This window comes from Frateuria soli (assembly GCF_021117385.1).
Classification (GTDB): Bacteria; Pseudomonadota; Gammaproteobacteria; order Xanthomonadales; family Rhodanobacteraceae; genus Frateuria_A; species Frateuria_A soli.
Genome location: NZ_CP088252.1, coordinates 2,502,262 through 2,519,414, shown reverse-complemented (window position 1 = coordinate 2,519,414; position 17,153 = coordinate 2,502,262). Strand labels below are relative to the sequence as shown.

At 69.0% G+C, this 17,153-nt stretch carries 16 protein-coding genes; 15 read left to right on the top strand and 1 reads right to left on the bottom strand.

Annotated elements, in window-relative coordinates; all coding sequences use genetic code 11:
* Positions 1 to 21 precede the first annotated feature (21 nt).
* From LQ771_RS11635 to nusB, 3 genes are all read left to right on the top strand, one after another.
* The gene (locus LQ771_RS11635; RefSeq protein ID WP_231349578.1) at positions 22 to 942 is read left to right on the top strand and encodes an LD-carboxypeptidase; all 921 of its coding nucleotides are present in this window, start codon (positions 22 to 24) and stop codon (positions 940 to 942) included.
* A gap of 141 nt (positions 943 to 1,083) precedes the next feature.
* Complete coding sequence (gene ribH / locus LQ771_RS11630; protein WP_231349577.1) at positions 1,084 to 1,545, top strand: 6,7-dimethyl-8-ribityllumazine synthase; 462 nt, start codon at positions 1,084 to 1,086, stop codon at positions 1,543 to 1,545.
* Positions 1,545 to 1,991, top strand: coding sequence for a transcription antitermination factor NusB (gene nusB / locus LQ771_RS11625; RefSeq protein WP_231349576.1), 447 nt, complete (start codon positions 1,545 to 1,547; stop codon positions 1,989 to 1,991). Before ribH ends, nusB begins: the two co-directional genes overlap by 1 nt.
* A 59-nt stretch (positions 1,992 to 2,050) precedes the next feature.
* Here the strand turns inward: nusB and LQ771_RS11620 are convergent, their stop codons facing one another.
* Complete coding sequence (locus LQ771_RS11620) at positions 2,051 to 2,563, bottom strand: nuclear transport factor 2 family protein (RefSeq protein WP_231349575.1); 513 nt, start codon at positions 2,561 to 2,563, stop codon at positions 2,051 to 2,053.
* 149 nt (positions 2,564 to 2,712) lie between these two features.
* Here LQ771_RS11620 and thiL point away from each other — a divergent pair, with 149 nt between their 5' ends.
* The 12 genes from thiL (at position 2,713) to LQ771_RS11560 (ending at position 16,996) form a co-directional block, all read left to right on the top strand.
* Positions 2,713 to 3,675: a thiamine-phosphate kinase gene (gene thiL / locus LQ771_RS11615; protein WP_231349574.1), complete on the top strand. Its 963-nt coding sequence runs from the start codon at positions 2,713 to 2,715 to the stop codon at positions 3,673 to 3,675.
* Positions 3,676 to 3,715: 40 nt separating this feature from the next.
* A complete protein-coding gene (locus tag LQ771_RS11610; protein ID WP_231349573.1) occupies positions 3,716 to 4,222 on the top strand; it encodes a phosphatidylglycerophosphatase A family protein in 507 nt (168 codons plus the stop codon).
* Positions 4,223 to 4,256: 34 nt separating this feature from the next.
* Complete coding sequence (locus tag LQ771_RS11605; RefSeq protein ID WP_231349572.1) at positions 4,257 to 5,297, top strand: alpha/beta hydrolase; 1,041 nt, start codon at positions 4,257 to 4,259, stop codon at positions 5,295 to 5,297.
* A gap of 69 nt (positions 5,298 to 5,366) precedes the next feature.
* Positions 5,367 to 6,335 carry a potassium channel beta subunit family protein gene (locus tag LQ771_RS11600; RefSeq protein ID WP_231349571.1) on the top strand — a complete coding sequence of 323 codons (969 nt, stop codon included), beginning with the start codon at positions 5,367 to 5,369 and terminating at the stop codon, positions 6,333 to 6,335.
* 298 nt (positions 6,336 to 6,633) lie between these two features.
* Positions 6,634 to 7,905, top strand: coding sequence for an efflux RND transporter periplasmic adaptor subunit (locus LQ771_RS11595; protein ID WP_231349570.1), 1,272 nt, complete (start codon positions 6,634 to 6,636; stop codon positions 7,903 to 7,905).
* A gap of 130 nt (positions 7,906 to 8,035) precedes the next feature.
* A complete protein-coding gene (locus LQ771_RS11590; RefSeq protein WP_231349569.1) occupies positions 8,036 to 8,749 on the top strand; it encodes an ABC transporter ATP-binding protein in 714 nt (237 codons plus the stop codon).
* Between the two features lie 83 nt (positions 8,750 to 8,832).
* Positions 8,833 to 10,140: an ABC transporter permease gene (locus LQ771_RS11585; protein ID WP_231349568.1), complete on the top strand. Its 1,308-nt coding sequence runs from the start codon at positions 8,833 to 8,835 to the stop codon at positions 10,138 to 10,140.
* Positions 10,141 to 10,417: 277 nt separating this feature from the next.
* Entirely contained in the window at positions 10,418 to 11,659 is a 1,242-nt protein-coding gene (locus tag LQ771_RS11580; protein WP_231349567.1) for an ABC transporter permease, read from the top strand.
* Between the two features lie 160 nt (positions 11,660 to 11,819).
* Positions 11,820 to 13,133, top strand: coding sequence for an ABC transporter permease (locus tag LQ771_RS11575; protein ID WP_231349566.1), 1,314 nt, complete (start codon positions 11,820 to 11,822; stop codon positions 13,131 to 13,133).
* An 8-nt stretch (positions 13,134 to 13,141) separates the two neighbouring features.
* The gene (locus tag LQ771_RS11570) at positions 13,142 to 14,377 is read left to right on the top strand and encodes an ABC transporter permease (protein WP_231349565.1); all 1,236 of its coding nucleotides are present in this window, start codon (positions 13,142 to 13,144) and stop codon (positions 14,375 to 14,377) included.
* Between the two features lie 89 nt (positions 14,378 to 14,466).
* The gene (locus LQ771_RS11565; protein ID WP_231349564.1) at positions 14,467 to 15,771 is read left to right on the top strand and encodes an ABC transporter permease; all 1,305 of its coding nucleotides are present in this window, start codon (positions 14,467 to 14,469) and stop codon (positions 15,769 to 15,771) included.
* Position 15,772: 1 nt separating this feature from the next.
* Positions 15,773 to 16,996 (top strand): ABC transporter permease, encoded by a 1,224-nt coding sequence (locus tag LQ771_RS11560; RefSeq protein WP_231349563.1) that lies wholly within the window; start codon positions 15,773 to 15,775, stop codon positions 16,994 to 16,996.
* Positions 16,997 to 17,153 lie beyond the last annotated feature (157 nt).

Here is a 17,153-nt window from a genome sequence, read left to right as displayed (position 1 = left end):
CATCCCCCCGCCATCAAGCCCATGCCCAACGCCCGCATCCGCCTGATCGCCCCGTCCGGGTACGCTCACGACCCCGCCGCCATGGCGCGCGGCGTGGCCCGCTTGCGTGAAGCCGGCTGCAGCATCGAGTGCCAGGAGGTGCTGGAGCGTGCGCAACTGCGCTTCGCCGGCGCCGACGCCGCGCGCGCCGGCGATATCGACGCGCTGGCCACGCTCGATACGCTGCCGGACATCGCCCTGGTCACCCGCGGTGGCTACGGCGCGGCACGCCTGCTCGGCCAGCTCGACTACGGCGCGTTGCGCGAACGGCTCGCCGGTTCGAGCCTCGCGCTGGTCGGCCACAGCGACTTCACCGCGCTGCAACTGGCGCTGTACGTGAAAAGCGGCGTGCGCAGTTTCGCCGGCCCGCTGCTGGCGGACCTGGGCGCCGAGCCGGCACCGACGTTCACCTGGGACCACTTCTGGGCCACGCTTTCCTCGGACACCAGCGTCGCCACCTGGTCCGGCGCCGGCGCCGCGGAACTGGACGTGCAGGGAACACTGTGGGGCGGCAACCTGGCCGTGCTGTGCAGCCTGCTCGGCACGCCGTATTTCCCGGTTATCGAAGACGGCATCCTGTTCGTCGAGGACCTGGGCGAGCCGCCCTATCGCATCGAGCGGCTCTTCTACCAGATGCAGCTCTCCGGCGTGCTCGCAAGGCAGCGCGCGCTGGTTCTGGGCGATTTCCATGCCTGCCGCCCGGGCCCGCGCGACAACGGCTACGACCTGGATGCGGCGTTTGCGCAACTGGGGCGGATGGCCGGGATTCCGGTGATCCACGGCCTGCCGCACGGTCATGCCGCACGCCAGCTCACGTTGCCGTTCGGCGGCCAGGCGCGGTTGCGTGTGGAGGACGGCGAGGCGCGCCTGGAATGCACCGGCTACCCGCACCTGCCCGTGTAGGAGCGCACCTGTGCGCGACGCGGAGGCATGCCGGTCGCGCACAGGTGCGCTCCTGCAGGGAAGCCGATGCAGCAGGACGGGTTCCAAACCCGTAAAATACCCGGCCCCGCAAGGGCCTTCCGTCTGCCCCAAGGATTCGCAATGAAGATCATCGAAGGCGACTTCGCCACGCCCACGGGCCGCTTCGCCATCGTCGCCGGCCGTTTCAACGGCTTCGTCGTCGAGCCGCTGGTGGCCGGTGCGCGCGACGCGCTGGTGCGCCACGGCGTGAAGGACGACGCGATCGACCTGATCCGCGTGCCGGGTGCCTGGGAAATCGCGCTGGCCGCACACAAGCTGGCCAACGGGGGCCGCTACGCGGCGGTGATCGCGCTGGGCGCGGTGATCCGCGGTTCCACGCCGCACTTCGACTACGTCGCCGGAGAATGCGCCAAGGGTCTGGCCCAGGCCGCCTACAGTGCCGGCGTGCCGGTGGCGTTCGGCGTGCTGACCACCGACAGCATCGAACAGGCGATCGAGCGCGCCGGCACCAAGGCCGGCAACAAGGGCGCCGACGCGGCGCTGGCCGCGCTGGAGATGGCCAACCTGTACGGGAAGCTGTGATGGGCGCGCCGCAGGGCATCGACCTGGCAGCCCGCTCGCGCGCCCGCCGTCGCGCGCTGCAGGCGCTGTACGCCTGGCAGCTGTCGGGCAGCCACATGAAGGCCGTGATCGACCAGTTCCGCCACGAGCAGGACATGGAGGTGGCCGACCTCGAATACTTCGAGGACCTGCTGCATGGCGTGGAAACGCACGTCGGCGAGCTTGACGCCGCGCTCGAGCCTTACGTCGATCGCGAAGTGGAGCAGATCGATCCGATCGAGCGTGCCGCGCTGCGGCTGGCCGCCTACGAGCTGAAGTACCGCCTCGACGTGCCCTACCGCGTCGTCATCAACGAGGCGATCGAAGTGACCAAGCGCTTCGGCGCCGACCACGGGCACAGCTACGTCAACGGCGTGCTGGACAAGCTCGCCGGCGAACTGCGCTCGGCGGAAAAACAGGCGCGCTGAACGCCTCGGGGCTGATCACGTGAAGCCCCCGTAGCCGCCCACCGGGGGCCGGGATGAGCTCAAGGTGCCCCGGATACGCACTCGCGGCTATTGTCGGCGATGGCCGCGATCCGCCACCGCCCCTCCACCCGCACCAGGTTGAAGACGTCCGTACCGCAATGGTGCGGCTTGCCATCGAGCAGGAACGTGTAGGGCGCCCACACCATCGCCAGGTCGTGATCGACCAGCAGCTGTGGCGTGCCGATGCGCTCTTCGATCCGCTCCTTGCCCGGCTTCACGCCGTCGACGAAATCGCCAAGGGTCAGCTGTACCGGCTTGCCCTCGCGCATCAGCGTGGCGGTACCCGCGGGCAGCACCTGCGCGCGCATGGCGGCCCGGTCATGGCGCGCCATGGCGTCGAAGAAGGCGTGGACCGGCTCCAGTGCACCGTGCTCCGGTACACCGCGGGAAGCGGGCGTGTCCGCCAGTGCACTGGCGCAAATCAGGGTGAGGCCGCCGAGCAGCGGCAGCAGCCGCTGGTGGCCGATCCAGGCCGCGAGGGTGCGGCTGTGGCGAAGCAGAGTGGGGCGCATGCTGTCGTCTCCCGGGAGAACGGCCCGATTCTAGCCAGCCTGGTTGCCGCCGGAGCGCGTGCCATTCGGCAGGGGGCGCGGCCCCGAGCCCTTGCATTCGCGTGCGCGCGAGTGCTCTGCTTGCGCGTTCCCACGCCGACGGCCATGCCATGGAATTCCGCCTGATCGACCGCATCCGCGACCGTACCGCGCTGGCGCGCGAGGACGTGCGGTTGGGCATCGGCGACGACGCCGCGGTGCTTGCGGTGCCGCCGGGACAGGAACTGGCGGTGGCGATCGACACCCTGGTCGAGGGCGTGCATTTTCCACGCGGCACCGCGCCGCGGGACATCGGCTGGAAGGCGCTGGCGGTGAACCTGTCCGACCTCGCGGCGATGGGCGCCACGCCGGCCTGGGCACTGCTCGCGCTGACCCTGCCGCACGGCGACGCGGCCATCGTCGACGGCCTCGCCGACGGCTTCGCGCAGCTGGCGCGCGAGCATGGCGTGGCGCTGGTGGGCGGCGATACCACCCGCGGCCCGTTCTGCCTGAGTGTCGCGGTGCACGGTTTCGTGCCGCCGGGACAGGCGATGACCCGCGGCGGCGCACGGGCGGGTGACGCGGTATTCGTCACCGGCTCGCTCGGCAGCGCGGCTGGCGGACTGCAACTGGTGCAGGGCAGGGTGCCGTTCGATCCGGGCGACGAGGCGCACCGCACCCTGCGCGAGCGACTGGATCGGCCCACTCCGCGCGTGCGGGCCGGCGTGGCGGTGCGCGCGCATGCCAGCGCCTGCATCGACGTCTCCGATGGCCTGCTCGCGGACCTGGGCCACATCTGCGCCGCCAGTGGCGTCGGTGCCGAGGTCGATCCCGCGGCGTTGCCCCTGTCGACCGCACTGCCCGGCGTGTTCGGCCTGGAGGTCGCCCGCGAACTGGCGCTGACCGGCGGCGACGATTACGAACTGTGCTTCACCGTGCCGACCGCCTCGATCGATGCGATGCAGGCCGCACTGGCGGCCGTGGGCGCCCACGCCACGCGCATCGGCGCGATCGTCGAGGGCCAGGGCGTGCACCTGACCGGCGGCGCGCCACTGGCCGCGGTACGCAGGGGCTGGGATCATTTCGGCGCCTAGCGCGAATCCCGCGCTCGCGCGCAACCAACGGAAGTCCCGCATGACCGAGAGCAAGAAACTCACTCGCGACCAGCGCCGCCGCCTGCTCGCGTCGCCGGCAGGCTGGCTCGCCTGTGGACTGGGCTCGGGCCTGGCGCCCGTGGCGCAGGGCACCTTCGGCTCGCTCGCCGCGATCCTGCCCTGGCTGGTGCTGCGCAGGCTGGAGCTGCCGCTCTACGTACTGGCATTGGCGCTGGCCTTCGCGCTGGGGGTGTGGGCCTGCAACGTGGCCGGCCGCGCGCTCGGCGTGGACGACCATCGCAGCCTGGTGTGGGATGAATTCGTCGGGCAGTGGCTTGCGCTACTGCCGCTGCTGCTGTTGCCCGCGCCATGGTGGATGATCGCCGTGGGCTTCGGCCTGTTTCGCCTGTTCGACGTATGGAAACCCTGGCCGATCGGCTGGCTGGACGGCCACATGAAGGGCGGCCTGGGCGTGATGATCGACGACGTGGTGGCGGGGATCTACGCGGCGGTCGTGTTGGCCATGGCGTTGACGCTCACGCATTGAACGATGCGCGCCCGGCGGCGCGAACGGGGAATCCATGGACTATCTCGCCAGGCTTGCGGGCCTTGCAGTGGGAGCGGTGCTGGTGCTGCCTTGCGCGGGGCAGGCGTCGGGCAAGCCGTTGATTGACGATCCGGCGTACACCCGGCCGCAACGGCTGGTGGACGTCGGCCACGGCAGGCGCATGAACATCTACTGCCTTGGTTTCGGCTCGCCGACCGTGATCCTCGATGCAGGCATGGGCGACTCGACGATTTCCTGGGCGCTCGTGCAGCCGCGCGTTGCCGCGCGCACGCGGGTGTGTTCCTACGATCGCGCCGGGCTCGGTTTCAGCGACGGCTCGTCCGCGCCGGGCACCGCCGACAACATCGCGAACGATCTGCACGCGCTGCTCGAGGCGGCGGAGATTGCGCCGCCCTATGTGCTCGTGGGTCACTCGGCCGCCGGCATGTACATCCGCGTGTTCGCCGACCGCTATCCACGGGAGGTGGTCGGCATGGTTTCGGTCGAGGGTTCGCACGAGGACCAGTCGGTGCGCGGTTGGGCGATCGGCGCTCCGGGCCAGCAGGCGAAGTGGGACGCGTGGCTGGACGAATACGAGGCATGCATCGGCGCCGCGCGGCGGGGACTGGTCAAAGGCACGCCCGAGTATGCCAAGTGCGTAGGCGAGCCGGACCCGCGTTTCAGCCCGGCCATCAACGCGGCCCAAGCCCGTTACGGGGCCACCTTCCGCTGGCAGGCCGCCGCGGCGTCCGAGAGGCGCGCGGTGTTCTATGCCAGCGCGGAGCAGACGCGGAAGACCCGCCGGCATTTTGGCGACATCCCGATCATCGTGCTGACCCATTCGCCCTATCCCAAGGCCCGGGACGAGACCCGGCAGGAACGCAACGAGCGCACCTTGTTGTGGGAGACCTTGCATCTGGAGGTCGCAGCCATGTCCACGCGGGGCGTCAATGTGATCGTTCCCGATTCGGGCCACTACATCCAGTACGACCATCCCCAGGTGGTGATCGATGCCATCCAGCAGGCGGTAGCGATCGCGCAGGAGGATGGCGAGGAGCATGTGCCGGCCCGATGAGAGCGGGCTTCGCCAACCTTTGAAGCCTGTCCGGATAGTCTTCGCACTCCGCCTTCGCAGGAGAAGACCATGCTCTACCGCCGCCTTGGCCGCACCGGCCTGCAACTGTCCGCGCTGTCCTTCGGCGCGTGGGTGACGTTCGGCCGGCAGGTGGGGCGCGCGCAGGCGCGCGAGCTGCTGGCGCTGGCATGGGATCGGGGCGTCAATTTCTTCGACAACGCCGAAACCTACAACAACGGCGAGGCCGAGCGGTTGATGGGCGACGTGCTCGCGGACCTGCGCTTTCCGCGCGACAGCTATTGCGTGTCGAGCAAGGTGTTCTTCGGGGCGGTGGACCATCCTAAGCCCACCCAGCGAGGGCTCTCGCGCAAGCACGTCATCGAAGCCTGCCACCAGGCGCTGGAGCGGTTGCGGGTCGATCATCTGGACCTCTACTTCTGCCACCGCCCCGACCCGGACACGCCGGTCGAGGAGACGGTGGCGGCGATGGACACGCTGGTGCGCCAGGGCAAGGTGCTCTATTGGGGCACCAGCGAGTGGCCGGCCGAGGCGATCGCCGAGGCGCACCGGATCGCGCGCGAGAACCACTGCTACGCGCCGGTGGCCGAGCAGCCGCAGTACAACCTGCTGCACCGCGAGCGCGTCGAGCGCGAGTACGCGCCGCTGTACGAGCGCTTCGGCATGGGCACGACGATCTGGTCGCCGCTGGCGTCCGGTCTGCTGGCAGGGCGCTACAACGAGGGCATTCCCGATGATTCGCGGCTGGCGCAGCCTGGCTACGAGTGGTTGCGCGAGACGGTGCTCGGGTCGGGGCGTGAGCGCGTGGAGCGCGTGCGCCACCTGGCGCCGATCGCGCAGCAGCTGGGGGTGAGCCAGGCCCAGCTTGCGCTTGCCTGGTGCCTGGCCAACCCGCACGTGTCCACCGTGTTGCTGGGTGCGAGCCGGCGCGACCAGCTGGAGCAGAACCTGGCGGCGCTGGAGCTGGTGCCGCGGATCGACGCGGCGCTGAAGCAGCGGATCGAGCAGGCGGTGGGGTGAGGGGAGGGCCCTCCCGGTCGAGCCTTTGCCCGCTCCTCCCCGCGGAGGGGGCACGGGGATGAAGGGCCCGCTCGCAATGGCGTAGTTGCCCGGTGCAAGAGCGCACGGGTGCGCTCCTGCCGGCGTGGCGACCTGTCCGCCCCGCTTGTCCGCCTGTCCGTGCCGGTGTCCGCGGACAGCGGACACGTCCGGCGCGCCCTTGCGGAAAACCAGCAACCCCAAGGGTTGCGCGGCTCCGACCCGACTTGGCACGGCGATTGCTCAACCTGCCCCAGTCACTTCAGGTCAGGACCGCCCGATGATTCGCGACACCTCCGCTCAAGACCGCCTGGTCGAGGTCAAACCCAACCGCAAGCGCCAGTTGCTCATCGCCGGCATCGGCCTGGCCGTGCTGGTGGGGCTGGGCTTTGCGCTGCCCACCGCGATGCGGCTGTTCTCGGCCGACGCCTCGGTGAGCGCCTCGCGCCTGTCCTTCGCCACCGTCGAACGCGGCCTGTTCGTGCGCGACATCGCGGCCGAAGGCAAGGTGGTGGCGGCGGTCAGCCCCACGCTCTACGCCACTTCCGGCGGCGCGGTCACGTTGAAGGTGCATGCGGGCGACACGGTGAAGAAAGGCCAGGTGCTGGCCGTGGTCGACAGCCCCGAACTGACCAACAAGCTGCTGCAGGAAGAGTCCAACGCCGACGCGATGGAGGTGGAATACCAGCGCGCCCAGATCGAGGCCCGCAAGCAGCGCTCGGCGCTGCAGAAGGCCTTCGACAACGCGCTGATCGACCAGCAGGCGGCCGAGCGCGACCTGGCCCGCAACGAGAAGGCGTTCAAGCTCGGCGCCGTCTCCGGCATGGACGTGGACCGCGCCAAGGACACCCTGCAGAAGGCCAGGCTGACCACCCAGCATGCGAAGGCGGACCTGGGCATGGACAACGACAGCCTGAACTTCGACATCAAGTCCAAGAAGCTCGCGCACGAGCGCCAGGAGCTGCTGGTCAAGGACCTCAAGCGCCAGGTGGACGACCTCAACGTGAAATCGCCCGTGGATGGCCAGGTCGGCCAGCTGTTCATCGCCGAGCGCGCCACCGTGGCCAAGGACGCCAAGCTGCTCAGCGTGATCGACCTGTCGGCACTCGAAGTGGAAATGCAGGTGCCGGAAAGCTTCGCCCGCGACCTGGCGATCGGCATGGCCGGCGAGATCACCGGCAACGGCCATACCTGGAAGGGCATCGTCAGCGCGATCTCGCCCGAGGTCGTCAATGGCGAGGTGGCCGCGCGCCTGCGCTTCGCGGGCAGCACACCCAAGCAGTTGCGCCAGAACCAGCGCCTGTCCGTACGGATCCTGCTCGACAAGCGCGACGACGTGCTGACCGTGCAGCGTGGCTCGTTCGTCGACGAGTCCGGCGGCAACTACGCCTACGTCGTGCACGAGGGCATCGCCGAGAAGAAGCCGATCCGCGTGGGCGCCAGCAGCATCGACAAGGTCGAGATCCGGGACGGCCTGAAGGAAGGCGACCGGATCGTGATCTCCGGCACCGACAACTTCAAGGATGCGGCCAGGGTCGCGATCAGTGACTGATGGCCGGGATTCGGGATTGCGGATTCGGGATTCGTAGGCAAAAGCTCCCGAGCCCGTCTTTTCCGAATCCCGACTCCCGACTCCCGACTCCCGCAACCCCAACAACCAACCCGCCAACGAGGCAACCACCATGCTGAAAATGACCCACCTGTCCAAGGTCTACCGCACCGAAGTGGTGGAGACCTACGCGCTGCGTGACTTCAACATCGACGTGAAGGAAGGCGAGTTCGTCGCCGTGACCGGCCCGTCCGGTTCGGGCAAGACCACCTTCCTGACCATCGCCGGCCTGCTGGAGACCTTCACCGGTGGCCACTACCACCTGGACGGCATCGAGGTGAGTCAGCTCAACGACAACGCCCGCTCGAAGATCCGCAACGAGAAGATCGGCTTCATCTTCCAGGCGTTCAACCTGATCCCCGACCTCAACGTCTACGACAACGTCGAGGTGCCGCTGCGCTACCGCGGCATGAAGGCGGCCGAGCGCAAGCAGCGGATCATGGACGCGCTCGAGCGCGTGGGCCTGGCCTCGCGCGCCAAGCACTATCCGGCCGAACTCTCCGGCGGCCAGCAGCAGCGCGTGGCGATCGCCCGCGCACTGGCCGGCAGCCCGCGCCTGCTGCTGGCGGACGAACCGACCGGCAACCTGGACACCCAGATGGCCCGCGGCGTGATGGAACTCCTGGAGGAGATCCACCGCGAGGGCGCCACCATCGTCATGGTCACGCATGACCCGGAACTGGCCGCCCGCGCCCAGCGCAACGTGCACATCATCGACGGCCAGGTGGTTGACCTGGCCGAAGAGCCGCGCTTCCACGCGCACAACGCTCGCGTCGCCGACGCCTGACGTTGACAAAGCCCTCTCCCCCGGCCATGCCGGGGGAGAGGGGGCTGCACCGCGCCGTTGCCCTCCACTCCGGAAACCCCGACATGTTCGCCTACTACTTCCAGCTTGGCCTGCGCAGTCTCCGCCGCAACCCGCTGCTGACCGCGTTGATGGTGATGGCGATCGGCTTCGGCGTGGCCGCCTCGATGATCACCTACTCGGTGTTCCGGGCGACCTCCAGCAATCCGATTCCGCAGAAATCCGACGAACTCTTCGCGGTCCAGATCGCCAACTGGAAGCCGGAGGACCTGGAGCAGGGCGAGCCGCCCTCGGCAATGTCCTACACCGACGCGATGGCCTTCATGCGCGCACACAAAGCCAAGCGCCAGACCGCGCTGTATCCGGTGTCGCCGTCGGTCATCCCGGCCGACGGGAATCGCCTGCCGATCACCGCCAACAGCTACGCCTGGTACGGCGACGCCTTCGCGATGTTCGACATCCCGTTCCTCTACGGCGGCGCCTGGAGCCAGGCGCAGGACGATGCGCACGCATCGGTCGCGGTGATCGGTCGCGAGCTCAACGACAAGCTGTTCAACGGCGCCAACAGCGTCGGCAAGACGATCAACCTGGACGGGCACGACTACCGCATCACCGGCGTGACGGACGCGTGGGACCCGCAGCCGCTGTTCTTCGATCCGGTCAACACCGGCGGCTTCGGCGATCCGATCGCCCTGTTCATTCCCTTCACCCGCGCGATCGACCTGCAGATGCCCACCGCCGGCAACAACAACTGCAACGCCGACCCGGGCAACGGCTGGGACGCGTGGCTGCGTTCGGAATGCATCTGGGTCGGCTACTGGGTCGAGCTTCCGACCCGGGCCGATGCCGATACCTACAGGCGCTGGCTTACCGGCTATGCCGCCGAACAGCAGCGTGCCGGCCGCTTCAAGTGGGCGCCGAACGTAGCCTTGCGCGACGTTACCGACTGGCTGGACTTCAACAAGGTCGTGCCGCCGGAGTCGAAGATCTCGCTGATGGTCTCGCTGGGTTTCCTGCTGATCTGCCTGGTCAACACCATCGGCCTGTTGCTGGCCAAATTCATGCGCCGCGCGCCGGAAATCGGCGTGCGCCGGGCGCTGGGTGCCTCGCGCCGCGAGGTCTACATGCAGTTCCTGATCGAGGCGGCCACGGTCGGCCTGGCCGGCGGAGCACTCGGCCTGGTGCTGACCGGACTGGGCATGTTGAGCGTCGGTTGGGTGTTCGACGAACAGATCGCGCGCCTGGCCACGCTGGACGTCTCGCTGGTGGCGCTGACCGTGGTGGTAGCGGTGGCGGCCACCGTGCTCGCGGCGTTCTATCCCACCTGGCGGGCCGCGCAGGTCCAGCCTGCCTGGCAGCTGAAGTCCAACTAAGCGGAGAGCCTCCTCAATGCCTTTCCATAGCCCGCGTTGGTCATGTGCGCTCGCCAGGTGGTGGTGCGTGGCGCAGCGCCTGACTGGCCGTCAGCTCAAGCCGCGCCGCGCCGCCTGGTGGGCGCACATGACCAACTCTTCGGGCCGGGCCTGTTTGCCCGCATCCCCGCGTCATCACTCCGTCACGTATCGGCATACGTTCCTGCGTTCTTCCTCAGTCTGCGCGCAAACAGTTCCCGGCGCGGGCTATGGAAAGGCATTGAGGAGGCTCTAGACCATGCTACAGATCAAGCCCATCCTGGCCGCCCTCAAGCACCACAAGGCCGGCACCGTGCTCATCGCACTGCAGATCGCGCTGACGCTGGCGATCGTGTGCAACGCGCTGTTCATCATCCGCCAGCGCACCGAGCATCTGTCCCGGCCCACCGGGCTGGTCGAAACCGACCTGCTCGCAGTCAACAACCGCTGGGTCGGCGCCGACGGCAAGGCGACCGAGTCGCTGACCGAGACCGACCTGGCCGCGCTGCGCCAGAAAGCCGGCGTGGTCGACGCGACCATGATCAACTCCTACCCGCTGCGCGGCGGTGGCTGGTCGCTCGGTGCCGACACCAAGCCCTCCGTCAAGGACGACGTCCGGCGGGCGCCCGCGCAGACCACGCTGTACTTCACCGACGAGCACGCGCTCGCGACCATGGGGCTGAAACTGGTGGGCGGGCGCAACTTCCGCCCCGAGGAAGTGCGCTGGGTCGACCCGCGGGATTTCGAAACCAACGTGCCGGTGATCGTGAGCCAGGCGCTGGCCAGCAAGCTCTACCCCGATGGCAACGCCTTGGGTAAACCGGTTTACCTGTCCAGCACCAAGCCGGCCACCATCGTGGGCATCGTCGAGCGCCTGCAGGTGCCCTGGACCGGCAACTGGGCAACCAACTTTGCGGAGAACTCGGTGCTCCTGCCGTTCCTGCTGGAAGGCAGCTTCGGCAACTACCTGGTACGCACCCGGCCCGGCGAACTGGCACGGATGACCAAGGCCGTGCCGACGCTGCTGTTCGAGACCAACCGCATGCGCGTGATCCCGGAGGAGCGCGGCGTGCGCACCTTCGCCGAAGTGCGCGAGCAGGCCTACAGGAGCGACCGCGGCATGGCGATCCTGATGGGCGTGGTCTGCGCGGTGCTGCTGGCGATCACCGCCGCAGGCATCGTCGGCCTGACCAGTTTCTGGGTCGGCCAGCGACGCAAGCAGATCGGCGTGCGCCGTGCGCTCGGCGCGACCAGGCACGACATCCTTTCCTACTTCCTCACCGAGAACCTGCTGATCGGTGCGGGCGGTGTCATCGTCGGCGCGGCGCTGGCAATCGGCATGAACCTGTGGCTGGTGAGCCATTTCGAGATGGAGCGGCTGTCGCTGCTGTACGTGGCGGCGGGCGTCATCGCGCTGCTGCTGCTCGGGCAGGGCGCCGTGCTGGCGCCCGCGATGAAGGCCTCGCGCGTGCCGCCGGTGGAGGCGACCCGCAGCGTCTGATCGGAGCCCCGTTTCCCTTGGGGACCGGGGCTGGAGCCAGAGAGCGGGCTTGCCTGCCGATGGCGGTACGAGCAGCCGGGCAAGGGCGGGCTTTCGCTTCGCTCTTGCCCTGATCCGACCCTCTCCCCGTGGGAAACGGGAGCAAAACCATGGATACCCGATGTTCGTTCACTACCTTCAACTCGGCCTCGGCAGCCTGCGGCGCAACCCGCTGCTGACTGCGCTGATGGTGATGTCCATCGGCTTCGGCGTGGCCGCGTCGATGGTCACCTACGCCGTGTTCCGGGTGGTTTCCGGCGATCCGATCCCGCAGAAGTCCTCGCGCCTGTTCGTGCCGCAGCTGGACAACCGCGGGCCGCGCTACAACCGCAACGGCGAGCCGCCGGATGCGCTCACCTACACCGACGCGATGGCCCTGATGCAGGCCCGTCGCGCGCCGCGCCAGACCATGCTCTACCAGGTCGGGCTGTCGGTGATGCCGCAGCAACCGGGCCGGCTGCCGTTCAAGGCATTGGGCTACGCCACCTTCGCCGACTTCTTCCCGATGTTCGACGTGCCGTTCCTGTACGGCCGGGGCTGGAACGCGGACGGCGACGAGGCACGCGCACCGGTGGTGGTGATCGGGCGCCAGCTCAACCAGCGCCTGTTCGGTGGAACGGACAGCGTGGGCCGCACGGTCGTGATGGACGACCAGGCGTACCGCGTCGCCGGCGTCATCGACGACTGGAACCCCCAGCCGCGCTTCTTCGACATGTTCAGCAGCAACGGCTACGCCGATCCGCCGCAGATCTTCGTGCCCTTCAATTTCGCCGTCGCCGCCGGCATCGAGACCTACGGCAACAACAGTTGCGGCAGCGGCGGCAAGCGCGGCTCGGACCGGGAGAGCTGGCTGCGCGGCGAATGCGTGTGGGTCAGCCCGTGGGTGGAGCTGGACGATGCCGCCCAGGTGCAGGGCTACCGCAGCTTCCTGGAAGGCTACGCCCGTCGGCTGCGCGAGGCGGGCCGGTTCGGCTGGGCGCCGAACGTGCGCCTGCGCGACGTGCGCCAGTGGCTCGACTATCGCGGCGCCGTTCCGCCCGAAAGCCGGATCGCGCTGGCCGTGGCCATCGGCTTCTTCATGATCTGCCTGGTCAACACGATCGGCCTGCTGCTGGCCAAGTTCCTCCGCCGCGCGCCGGAGATCGGCGTGCGCCGCGCGCTGGGCGCCTCGCGACGGGACATCTACCTCCAGTTCCTGGCCGAGGCCGGCATGGTCGGACTGGCCGGTGGCGCGCTGGGCGTGCTGCTCACCGGCGTGGGCATGTTCGGCATCGGGCTGGTGTTCCAGCCGCAGATCGCCCGCCTGGCGCATCTGGACCTGCGGCTGGTCGCGCTTTCGCTGGCGGTCGCCATCGCCGCGACGGTGCTGGCGGCGTTCTACCCGACGTGGCGTGCTGCCCAGGTGCAGCCGGCCTGGCAACTGAAGTCCAACTGAGGCGCGCCATGGACATGCAGGTCGGGCCCATTCTCTCCGCACTACGCCGCCACAAGGCCGGGGCCGTGCTGATCGCGTTGCAGGTCGCGCTGACCCTGGCGATCCTGTGCAACGCACTGTTCATCGTGCACCAGCGCCTGTCGCACCTGTCCGAGCCGACCGGCCTGGACGAGGCAAACATTTTCGTGATCCAGAACGAATGGGCGGGCAAGGCCTCCTATGCGCAACTGGACGCCGAAGCCCGCGCGGACCTGGAGGTGTTGCGCCGCTTGCCCGGGGTGGCCGACGTGACCACCAGCAATTCCTATCCGCTGCGCGGGGCTGGCTGGGACGACGGCATCCGGCTCCGCCCCGGCCAGCTGACCGACACGACCGGTGCGACGGTGTATTTCGCGGACGAGCATTTCGTGCGGACGCTGGGCCTGAAGCTGGTCGCCGGGCGCGATTTCCGCGCCGGGGAGATCGGGGTCATGGCCGCGCAGGACCGCCTCGACCCGGCGCAGGTGATCATCACCCGGGCGCTGGCAGACACCTTGTTCCATGGCGATGGGGCGGTCGGCCGCACTCTCTACCTGGCGGGCAACCCGGCCACCATCGTGGGCGTGGTCGAAAGGTTGCAGGCGCAGAGCGTGGCGCGCTGGGCCGCGGACTTCGCGCACCGGGTGGTGATCGTGCCGCGGCGGCTGACCAGTACCCTGGGCACCTACTACATCGTGCGCACGCACCCGGGCCAGCTTGCCGCGGCGATGCGCGCGGCGCCCGCGGCGCTGGTCGCCCGCAATCCGCGCCGCATGTTCGACCCCCGGATGGGGGTGCTGAGCTTCGCCCAGGTGCGCGAGCGTGCCTACGAGAGCGACCGCGGCATGGCCACGCTGATGGGCGTGATCAGCGCGGTGCTGCTGGCGATCACCGCCGCCGGCATCGTGGGCGTGACCAGTTTCCGCGTCGGCCAGCGGCGGCGGCAGATCGGCGTCCGGCGGGCGCTGGGCGCCACCCGGCGGGACATCGTCCGCTACTTCCTGGTCGAGAACCTGCTGGTCAGCGGCGGCGGCATTTTGCTCGGCGTGCTGCTGGCGCTGGCCATGAACCTGTGGCTGATCCTGCGCTTCGGCATGCAGGGCCTGTCACCGACCTACCTCGCCGCCGGCGTGGCCGTCCTGCTCCTGCTCGGGCAGGCCGCGGCGCTGGCGCCCGCCCTGCGCGCCTCGCGCGTGCCACCGGTGGAGGCGACCCGTGCCGGCTGAGCTGCCACCGCCCGCGGCCGGCCGCCGCCCCTTCTTCAGCACCCGCATGCCGCCGCGGCGGCGTTGCCTGCACTCCTGGAGCGCCTAGCATGTTCGGCTACTACCTCGACCTCGCCCTGCGCAGCCTCAGGCGCAACAAGGCGCTCACCGCGCTGATGGTGCTGGCCATCGCGCTGGGCATCGGTGCGTGCATGACAACGCTGACCGTGCTGCACGTGCTCTCGGGCGATCCGCTGCCGGGCCGGAGCGCGCAGCTGTATTACCCGCAGCTCGACCCGCGGGACATGGACGGCTACCAGCCCGGCGAGGACCCGCCGGCGCAGGTGAGCTGGACTGACGGCATGAACCTGCTGCGCGCCGGGCGGGCCCACCGCCAGGCGTTGATGACCGGTGGTGCGGTACCGGTCCAGCCGGCGCAGTCGGCGATCGAGCCTTTCTTCGAGGACGCCCGCTACACCACCGCCGACTTCTTCCCGATGTTCGGCGTGCCGATGCTCTATGGCCGTGGCTGGGGCCCGGCCGACGACCAGGCCCATGCCCGCGTCGCGGTGCTCTCGCGCAAGCTCAACCAGAAACTGTTCGAGGGCCGCGACAGCACCGGCCAGACGCTGCGCATGAACGACGTGGCGTTCCGCATCGTCGGAGTGATGGACGACTGGCGTCCCTCGCCGCACTTCTACGACCTCAACAACGGCAGCTATTCCGGCCAGGAGGGCGTGTACCTGCCGCTGGGCACCGCCTTCGAACTCAAGCTCGGACGCAACGGCTCGACTGACTGCTGGGGAGGCAAGCCATCCGACCCGGATCACATGGACACCGCGCCCTGCGTGTGGCTGCAGTTCTGGGCGCAGCTGGACACGCCGGCCAAGGCGGCCGCGTACAAGCAGTTCCTGGTGCACTACTCGCAGGAGCAGAAGGCGCTGGGCCGCTTCCAGCGCCCGCCCAACGTGCGACTGCCCGACTTGATGGGCTGGCTGGACTACAACAAGGTCGTGCCGGGCGACGTGCGGCTGCAGGCATGGCTGGCGCTGGGCTTCCTGCTGGTCTGCCTGGTCAACACCGTGGGGCTGATGCTGGCCAAGTTCCTGCGTCGCAGCGGCGAGCTCGGCGTGCGCCGCGCGCTGGGTGCCTCGCGCCGCGAGGTGTTCGTGCAACTGCTGGTGGAGTCCGGCGTGATCGGCCTGGCCGGCGGCTGCGCTGGCCTGCTGCTGGCGCTGCTCGGCCTGTGGCTGGTGCGCAAGCAGCCCTCCGACTACGCCGCACTCGCGCATCTGGACCCGGCCATGCTGCTGGCCACCTTCCTTCTCGCCGTCGGCGCCACGCTGCTGGCCGGCCTGCTTCCCGCCTGGCGTGCCTGCCAGGTCACCCCCGCGCTGCAACTGAAGAGCAACTGACATGGACATCCTCCCGATCCTGTCCACGCTGCGCCGGCACAAGATCACCGCCCTGCTGCTGGTGCTGGAGATCGCGCTGACCTGCGCCATCGTCTGCAACGCGGTATTCCTGATCAGCCAGCGGCTCGACCGCATGAAGATGCAGAGCGGCGTGGCCGAGCACGAACTGGTCGAGGTGCAGGCCTTCGGCATCGGCAAGCCGGGCGATGCCAAGGCGCATACCCAGGAAGACCTGCTGGCGCTGCGCCAGATCCCCGGCGTGAAGTCGGTGGCGCTGGTGAACGAAGTGCCGTTCACCAACAGCTCCTGGAACAGCGGCATCAAGCTCGATCCGAAGCAGACCCAGGCCACCCTCAACGCCACCATGTATTACGGCGAGAACGCACTGGAGACCTTCGGAACGCAACTGATCGCCGGCCGGCTCTTCAACAGCGACGAGTTCGTCGACTTCGACGCGATACAGCGCGACGAGGCGGTGCGCAGGAAGGTCACCGGCGTGATCATCACCCGCGGCCTGGGCGAAAAGCTGTGGCCCGGCCAGGACCCGCTGGGCAAGCCCATCTACCTTGCCGACCAGCCGGTGCGGGTGATCGGCGTGGTCGCCGGACTGATCCGACCCTCCCTGTTCAACGGCGATGCCACGGCACAGTGGTCGATGGTGTTCCCGTTCCGGGTGGACACCGGCAACGCGAGCCGCTTCGTGCTGCGTACCGCGCCGGCGGACCGCGACCGGGTGCTCGCCGCCGCGGCCGCCGAGCTACGCAGGACCGACCCGCACCGGGTGATCCTGGACAAGAAGACCTTCGACGACATCCGTGCCGACTTCTTCCAGGACGACCGTGCGATGGCCGGCCTGCTGCTGGGCGTGTGCATCGCGCTGCTGGTGGTCACCGCGCTGGGCATCGTCGGCCTGGGCAGCTTCTGGGTCGCGCAGCGGCGACGCACCATCGGCGTGCGGCGTGCGCTGGGCGCGACCCGCGGCAGCATCCTGCGCTACTTCCAGACCGAGAACTTCCTGCTGGCGACCATCGGCATCGCACTGGGCATGGTGCTGGCCTACGGCATCAACCTGTTCCTGATGCTGCATTACGAACTGCCGCGGCTGCCTGCCTATTACTTCCCGGTGGGCGCGATCGCGTTGTGGCTGATCGGGCAGATGGCGGTGCTCGGTCCCGCGATGCGCGCGGCCGCGGTGCCGCCGGTGGTGGCCACGCGAAGCGTGTGACGAAGCTCCCTCTCCCCTGCGGGGAAAGGGTTGGGGTGAGGGCCGCGGCTCGCGGGATAGCTGGTTTTTTCGAAGGGCAAATCGATGAAGGCACTCGAAGCGAATATTCAAGTCGGGCGGCAGCCCTTGCTCCGCGCCACCCCTCACCCCAGCCCTC